Source organism: Corallococcus sp. AB049A, from assembly GCF_003668885.1.
In the GTDB taxonomy this organism is placed as follows: domain Bacteria; phylum Myxococcota; class Myxococcia; order Myxococcales; family Myxococcaceae; genus Corallococcus; species Corallococcus interemptor.
Genome location: NZ_RAWL01000428.1, coordinates 1 through 7,130, shown reverse-complemented (window position 1 = coordinate 7,130; position 7,130 = coordinate 1). Strand labels below are relative to the sequence as shown.

Below are 7,130 nucleotides of genomic sequence, written 5' to 3'. Positions count from 1 at the left end.
GTGCTGGAGGCCGAGCCCGTCTTCGACTCCAGCCCCGAGCCCGCCGCGCCCAAGCGCCTGCCCGCGGGCGAACCCCAGGGCCGCGTGCTGCCCTTCGAAATCGACCCGGCCCAGCTGGAGGCTGGCTTCAAGAAGCTGCGCGGCGAGCTGGTCCACTGGACCAACAAGGGCCGCTACACCAAGGTCCGCTTCAAGTTCCGGGGCAAGCAGCTGCTGCCCGACCTGCCCCTGGCCGCCGTCGTCGCGGCGGAGGGCCTGTCCTTCTACTGGGGCGGCATCCTGCGCGTGCTCGTGGCCAACGTCGTGGGCAAGAGCGTGTTCGAGGTGGAGCTGGTCAACGACGCGGACAAGCGCGTCCAGGCGGGCCGCGAGGCGCTCCTGTCGGGTGACGTGGACCAGGCGCTCACGCTGTTCCGCGAGGCCCTGGCCATGGACCGCGACAACGCCAGCGCGCACCTCAACGTGGGCGTGGCGCTGAAGCTGCGCGGCGACCGCGAAGGGGCGCTCGCGGCGTTCGAAACCGCGAAGTCCAAGGACCCCGAGGGCGGTGTGGGAGCGGAGGCCGAAAGGCTGGCCGCGAGCCTGCGTCCGAAGGGTTGAAAACGGGCTGAAAACGCACCGCCCGTTTGTTCCATCCGGGTGCCCCGGAAAGGCCCTCTCCGACCCCTAAAACCGGGCGGGCGGGCAGCCGTGGCGAGTCCCCCCTGTTTCCCTTATTGACTGAGGGAAATCCGGGGGTTACGAACACTCTTCCATCGGGCGGAGCCCCCCTCGCGCGGGGCCCGTCCGCACCTTCCAGAGCCCATGGCTGACGACACCACCGACACGCCGGCAACGCCCCCCGCGCCCCCTCCGTCGAGCGGCGCCGGGGAGCTCATTCCCATCAACATCGAAGACGAGATGCGCCGCTCGTATCTCGACTACTCGATGTCCGTCATCATCGGCCGCGCGCTGCCCGACGTGCGCGACGGCCTGAAGCCCGTGCACCGTCGCGTCCTCTTCGCGATGAACGACCTGGGCAACCTCCACAACCGCGCCTACAAGAAGAGCGCGCGCGTGGTGGGTGACGTCATCGGTAAGTACCACCCGCACGGCGACTCCTCCGTCTACGACGCCATGGTGCGCCTGGCCCAGGAGTGGAGCCTCCGCTACCTGCTGGTGGACGGGCAGGGCAACTTCGGCTCGGTGGACGGCGACTCGCCGGCGGCCATGCGTTACACGGAAGTGCGCATGGAGCGGCTGGCGGAGGACCTGCTCGCGGACATCGACAAGGAGACCGTCGACTTCGGTCCCAACTACGACGACTCGCTGGAAGAGCCGCTCGTCCTGCCCGCCAAGTTCCCCAACCTCCTCGTCAACGGCAGCAGCGGCATCGCGGTGGGCATGACCACCAACATCCCGCCGCACAACATGACGGAGGTCATCAGCGGCACGCTGCACCTGATTGAGAACCCGGGCTGCACCGTCCTGGACCTGATGGAGTTCATCGAAGGGCCGGACTTCCCCACCGCCGCCATCATCACCGGCCGCGAGGGCATCCGCCGCGCCTACGAGACCGGCCGCGGGGCCATGACCATCCGTGCGCGCACGGAGATTGAAACGAACAAGAAGGGCGACCGTGAGGCCATCATCGTCACGGAGATCCCCTACCAGGTGAACAAGGCCCGGCTGATTGAGAAGATCGCCGAGCTGGTGCGCGAGAAGAAGCTGGAGGGCATCAGCGACATCCGTGACGAGAGCGACCGTCAGGGCATGCGCATCGTCATCGAGCTCAAGCGCGACGCCATCTCCCAGGTGGTGCTCAACAACCTCTTCTCCATGACGCAGATGGAGACGACGTTCGGCGCGGTGATGCTGGCCATCGACGGCGGGCAGCCGCGCACGCTCAACCTGAAGGAGCTGCTGGACCGCTTCATCGCGCACCGCCGCGACGTGGTGACGCGCCGCTCGCGCTACGAGCTGCGCAAGGCGCTGGCGCGCATGCACATCGTGGAAGGCCTGCTCGTCGCGCAGGACCTCATCGACCTGGTGGTCAGCCTCATCCGCGCGTCCCGCGACCCGGACGAAGCGCGCTGGGGCCTGATGCACATCCTGTCGCCGGAGCTGTACACGCGCGAGCGCTTCCAGAACCTGGAGCGCATCGACTACGCGAAGGCCAAGGCGCAGATGGAGCTGCTGGTCAGCCGCGCGCGCAACGAGGAGCCGGCGTACGGCGGCCTCGAGCACAAGTACGAGGGCGCGGGCTTCAGCGAGGACCAGGCGCAGAACATCCTGGAGATGCGCCTGCAGCGCCTCACCGGCCTGCAGCGCGAGGAGCTCTTCAAGGAGCTCATCGGCCTGGTGCGCGACATCGCGCGCCTGCGCGACATCCTCGCCAACGAGAAGAGCCTGCTCTCCGTCATCAAGGCGGAGCTGATGGAGATCCGCGAGCGCTACGGCGACAAGCGCCGCACGGAGATCACCGGCGCGGTGGATGAAATCACCAGCGAGGACCTCATCGCCGAGGAGACGATGGTGGTCACGCTGTCGCACACGGGCTACGTGAAGCGCTCGCCCCTGTCGGAGTACCGGGCGCAGAAGCGCGGCGGGCGCGGCAAGACGGGCGCGGGGACGAAGGAGGACGACTTCGTCACCAAGGTGTTCGTGGCCAGCACGCACGCGTACCTCATGCCCATCACCACCAAGGGCAAGCTGTACTCGCTGAAGGTGCACCAGATTCCGCAGGGCAGCCGCACGTCGCGCGGCAAGGCCATCGTGAACCTGGTGCAGTTCGGGGAAGGGGAGCGGCTGGCGCAGGTGCTGGTGACGCGCGACTTCCCGGAGAACCGCTACGTCTTCTTCGTCACGAAGAATGGCGTGGTGAAGCGCACGGACCTGAGCGCGTTCGAAAGCGTCCGCGCCAGCGGCATCATCGCGCTGGGCATCGACGAGGGCGACGAGCTGGTGGGCGTCATGATTACCGACGGCACCAAGGACATCCTCCTGTCCACGGCCACGGGCATGAGCATCCGCTTCAAGGAAGAGGATGTCCGCTCCATGGGCCGTCAGGCCTACGGCGTGAAGGGCATCACGCTGGAGGACGGCGACGAGGTGGTGGGCGCGGACCTCCTGGACAAGGAGCCGGAGGAGGGCCAGGAGACGGCGGAGCAGGGCAGCGCCATCCTCACCGTGACGGAGAACGGCTACGGCAAGCGCACGCAGGGCACCGAGTACCGGCAGCAGGGCCGTGGCGGCAAGGGCATCATCGACATCAAGACCACCGAGCGGAACGGCCGCGTGGTGGGCGTGGTGCAGGTGAAGGACAGCGACGAGGTGATGCTCGTCACCAACGGCGGCATGCTCATCCGCATGAAGGTGAAGGAGATCTCCGTCATCGGCCGCAACACGCAGGGCGTGCGCCTCATCGCGCTGGAGAACGGCGAGGAGAAGGTGATGGCCATCTCCAAGCTGCCCGAGGGCGAGGAGTCCGAGGAGGAGACGGAGACCACGACGCCGGTGGAGGGTGCCGAGGCCGAGGCCGCGCCGGTGGAGGCTGCTTCCACGGAGGCGGCTCCGGCGGAGGACGCGGGCGCTGCTCCGGCCGGTTCCGAAGGTGAGCCCGGCTCGGAAGGCTGAGCCCAGGCGCTGGAAACACGGGAGGGCCGGGTCGGTGACCCGGCCCTCTTCGTTTGTGCGCGAGGACTACTTCTGGGTGAGGTCCTTGGGCACGGTGAGGCCGGCGGTCTTCTCGTCGATCCAGAAGATGTTCATGACCCACCAGCGCTGGCCGTCGTTGAAGAGCTGGATGCTGTTGACGCCCTTGGCGATGAGCGGCCCGTCCTGCGTGCCGCGCGCCTCATAGGTGCTCATGACCTGCACCAGGCCTCCGAAGGCGTGCGTCTGGCGCGCAATCTCCTTCTCGAAGAAGCCGTGCGTCGCGGTGCCTTCCTTGCCCCACGTCACGTAGTCCTCCGGGGTGATGGGGCGGGCCGCGAGGGTGGTCGCGCCCGGCGGCTTCACCAGCGGGATGAGCTGGGCACCCGGATAGAAGAGGGAGCGGAAGCGCTGCCAGTCGCGAGGCGCGCCCGCCGGTCCGCTGATGACGTCGTAGAGGGCCTTGAGGATGGCGTCCTGGGACTTCACGTCCTCGGGCTTCGGCTTGGGCAGCGCGGCGAGCGCGGCCTGCGTCCGGTCCGCGGCGGCCTTCAGCGGGTTCGGCTTCTCTGGAGCAGCGGGGGCGGCGGCTGGGGCCTTGGGCTGCGGCGGAGGCGCGGCAGGGGCCTGGGCGAAGGACGCGGTTCCCAGCAGGACGGCACAAGCGACGAGCAGGCGCGACATGGGGACTCCCGGAAGTGGGGGAATGACGGCGCGGGAGCCTAGCCTCGCGGCGGGAAGCGCCGCAGCCGCATCGGGCGTCCTGGAGTCTCCATCGGACGGGAGCCGGTGCTTGGCCTGGCCGGGGCCGCACCGTAGTGTGCCCGCGTCATGGCCTTCCTCTCGCTCGATGCCCTCACCCTGAAGTTCCTCGGCGCGGCCGCCCCGGCGGTGCGGGACGTGTCCCTGACGCTGGAGCCGGGGGACGTGGTGGCGCTGATGGGCACCAGCGGCTCTGGCAAGACGGCGCTGCTGCGGCTGGTGGCGGGCCTGGAGCAGCCGACGTCCGGCACCCTCACGCTCGCGGGCCGGGTGGTCGCCGGGCCGGACACGTTCGTGCCCCCGGAGCAGCGCCCCCTGCGCCGCGTCCTCCACGACGCGGAGCTCGAGTCCGGCCTCACCGTGCGCGACGTGGTGATGGGCGTGCAGCCCCAGGGCGAAGGCCTGGCGCACGCGCGCGGCCTGCTGGCGCTGTTCCAGCTGGAAGACCTGGAGGCGCGGGTCTGCGGCACGCTCTCACGGGGACAGCGGCAGCGCGTGCTGCTGGCCCGCGCGCTGGCCTCCGGCACGAAGCTGCTGGTGCTGGATGAGCCCTTCGCCGGCATGGACGCGGGCCTGCGCGCCACCGTGCTCGGGGAGCTGCGCCGCGTGCTCAAGGCCCGAGGCGCCGCGGTGCTCTTCGCCACGCACGATGTGGCGGACGCGCTGGCCTTCGCGGACCGGCTGGTGCTGTTGCGCGGGGGCACTGTGGAGCAGCAGGGCACCCCCGAGTCCGTCTACGAAGCGCCGCGCACCGCCTTCGCCGCGTACTTCCTGGGCGGCACCAACCTGCTGCCCGGCTCCGGCTTTGGCCGCGTCGCGCGCACGGCCCTGGGCAACCTGCCGCTGAGCACGGAGGCGCGCGGCGAGGTGATGCTCTCCCTTCGCCCGGAAGCGCTGCGGCTCGTCCCCGACACGGACGGCGTCGCGGTGGGCGGCGCGCTGCGAGCGGAGATTCTGGAGCGGGCCTTCCGGGGCGCGCACGTGGACTTCACCGTGTCCTGCGCGGGCATGGCGCTGGTGGTGCGCACCGCCGCTTCCGCCCCTTTTCGCGAAGGTGGCCGCGCCCGCCTGGAGGTCGCGGGCCGCGCGGACGTGCTGGAGGAGACATCCGGCCAGGCCCGCTAGCCCACCAGGCGTGCAGTCGCGCGGCACGGATGGTGCAATCAGCCGCGTCCCCCATGCGTAGGGAGGGGTATGAACATCGCAGGCCTTCGAGGAATGGGAACCCGCTTCTTCCACTACGTCCGCGACCCCAGGGTGGCGACGTGGCGCAAGCTGGCCGGGCTGCTGGCCGTCCTGTACTTCGTGTCGCCCGTGGACGCGATTCCAGACTTCATCCCCGTGGTGGGCTGGCTGGACGACCTGGGCGTGCTGTCCGCCGCCGCCTTCTTCATGGTGCGTGAAGTCCAGCGCTGGCGCCCCGCCGCGGTGGCCGGGGAGCCGGCGCTCGACGGCCTCCCGCGTGACGAGGAGGGCCGCGCGCGCGTGCCCACGCTGCGCCGGCACTCCTAGCCGTCAGTCGTTGCCGCCGCGGCGGTCCTCGAAGTGCACGAAGTCGATGAGGAACGTCGCGGCCACCACCAGCGTGCGCACCAGCGGGTCGCGCAGGCCGTCGAACCGGACGCCGAAGTTGTCGGCGTCCGTGAACAGCTCCTTGCCGAACCCGCTCCACTTCTTCGCGATGGTGCCCACCTCGCGCCCCTGCTGCTCCACGTTGAACGTCCACGGCCGGAAGAACGGCCCGTTCAACCGGGCCAGCTCCTCACCGCCGGGCCCCAGCACCTCGTAGGCGCGGGTGAAGAAGCGGAAGCGCTGCTGGATGGCGCCCAGGTGGCGCCCCTCGCCGTCCTCCACCTCCAGCCGGGACAGCCAGAAGCGCCACGGGCGGCGCAGCCGCAAGAGCGTCTCCCCGCTCGCGGACTTGAGCTCCATGGTGAAGGGCCGCTTCGCCTTGAGGAAGCCGCGCAGGAGGAACAGGCCCAGCCCGCTGCCCACCTCGCCCGCGAAGAAGAGCGGACCGCCGTCGTCGCCCACCACCTCGTAGCGGTTGCGGCCCTCGAAGCCGGTGAGGATTTCGCCCCACTCCTTCACCTGCCGCACGCGCAGCGTGCGCTCATCACGCAAGAGGGTCAGCGCCTGGGACTCGACGGGCATGGGAGGCTCCGGGGAAGGCTGAAAGGGGAACAGCGGCCGCGGTCTAGAACTGTCCCAGCACCGCGAGCCCCATCCCCCCATGGCGCCCCATGGCCGCCGGGAAGATGGAGACGGCCGGGACGTCATCTGGCGCGTCGAAGTCGCGCGTGAGGAGCGTCGCGGTCCCCAGGCCGGCCACCACGCCCACGGCGGTGCCCACCAGCAGCGCGTCCCCGTGGTCGTTGTCCAGCACCAGGAACAGCGCGCTCAAGCCCACCAGGCCGCCCAGGATGCCGCCCGCGTCGATGAGCAGCACCCGCCCCTGGGAGATGTCCAGATTGCGTGACACCAGCGCGAAGGTGACCAGGCCCGCGCCCACCACGCCCTGCTCGAGGGCGACGAAGTCACGCGTCTCACCGCTCTGGGTGGCCATCAGCAGCCCCGCCACCACGCCTGCCCACAGGCCGCCGGAGTTCGTCAGCGACACCTGGCCCGCGGTGGGCCGCGCGAACTCCGCCACCAGGATGCCCAGGCCCGTGAAGCCCAGCGCCCCCGCCATCACCGCCCCCGTGGAGCTGTCTCCGTCCAGGTCGAAGGAGCTC

General features: G+C 70.1%; 6 protein-coding genes and 1 pseudogene. 4 read left to right on the top strand and 3 right to left on the bottom strand.

The annotated features are described in order from the left end of the window. The coding region (locus tag D7X55_RS32410) for a M48 family metallopeptidase (RefSeq protein WP_121725083.1) at positions 1-600 on the top strand (600 nt) is incomplete at its 5' end. Positions 601-804: 204 nt separating this feature from the next. Then, complete coding sequence (gene gyrA, locus D7X55_RS32405) at positions 805-3,615, top strand: DNA gyrase subunit A (protein ID WP_121725082.1); 2,811 nt, start codon at positions 805-807, stop codon at positions 3,613-3,615. Positions 3,616-3,681: 66 nt separating this feature from the next. Here gyrA and D7X55_RS32400 read toward each other — a convergent pair whose 3' ends face one another. After that, positions 3,682-4,317, bottom strand: a complete 636-nt coding sequence (locus D7X55_RS32400; protein WP_121725081.1) for a nuclear transport factor 2 family protein — start codon at positions 4,315-4,317, stop codon at positions 3,682-3,684. Between the two features lie 147 nt (positions 4,318-4,464). Between D7X55_RS32400 and D7X55_RS32395 the strand changes: the two genes are divergently transcribed. Continuing rightward, positions 4,465-5,520 (top strand): ABC transporter ATP-binding protein, encoded by a 1,056-nt coding sequence (locus D7X55_RS32395; protein WP_121725080.1) that lies wholly within the window; start codon positions 4,465-4,467, stop codon positions 5,518-5,520. A gap of 93 nt (positions 5,521-5,613) precedes the next feature. After that, positions 5,614-5,907, top strand: a complete 294-nt coding sequence (locus D7X55_RS32390) for a YkvA family protein (protein WP_233610207.1) — start codon at positions 5,614-5,616, stop codon at positions 5,905-5,907. A 3-nt stretch (positions 5,908-5,910) separates the two neighbouring features. Here the strand turns inward: D7X55_RS32390 and D7X55_RS32385 are convergent, their stop codons facing one another. Then, on the bottom strand, positions 5,911-6,549 hold the full coding sequence (locus D7X55_RS32385) for a phospholipid scramblase-related protein (RefSeq protein ID WP_120551858.1): 639 nt from the start codon (positions 6,547-6,549) through the stop codon (positions 5,911-5,913). A gap of 43 nt (positions 6,550-6,592) precedes the next feature. Next, positions 6,593-7,130 (bottom strand): annotated as a pseudogene (locus D7X55_RS32380) (hypothetical protein); the annotation flags it as partial.

What these genes read in the sequence shown, in the direction of transcription:
- D7X55_RS32400 (WP_121725081.1), bottom strand. Translation starts at nt 4,317, where the DNA reads ATGTCGCGCCTGCTCGTCGCTTGTGCCGTCCTGCTGGGAACCGCGTCC.
- gyrA (WP_121725082.1), top strand. Translation starts at nt 805, where the DNA reads ATGGCTGACGACACCACCGACACGCCGGCAACGCCCCCCGCGCCCCCT.
- D7X55_RS32385 (WP_120551858.1), bottom strand. Translation starts at nt 6,549, where the DNA reads ATGCCCGTCGAGTCCCAGGCGCTGACCCTCTTGCGTGATGAGCGCACG.
- D7X55_RS32395 (WP_121725080.1), top strand. Translation starts at nt 4,465, where the DNA reads ATGGCCTTCCTCTCGCTCGATGCCCTCACCCTGAAGTTCCTCGGCGCG.
- D7X55_RS32390 (WP_233610207.1), top strand. Translation starts at nt 5,614, where the DNA reads ATGGGAACCCGCTTCTTCCACTACGTCCGCGACCCCAGGGTGGCGACG.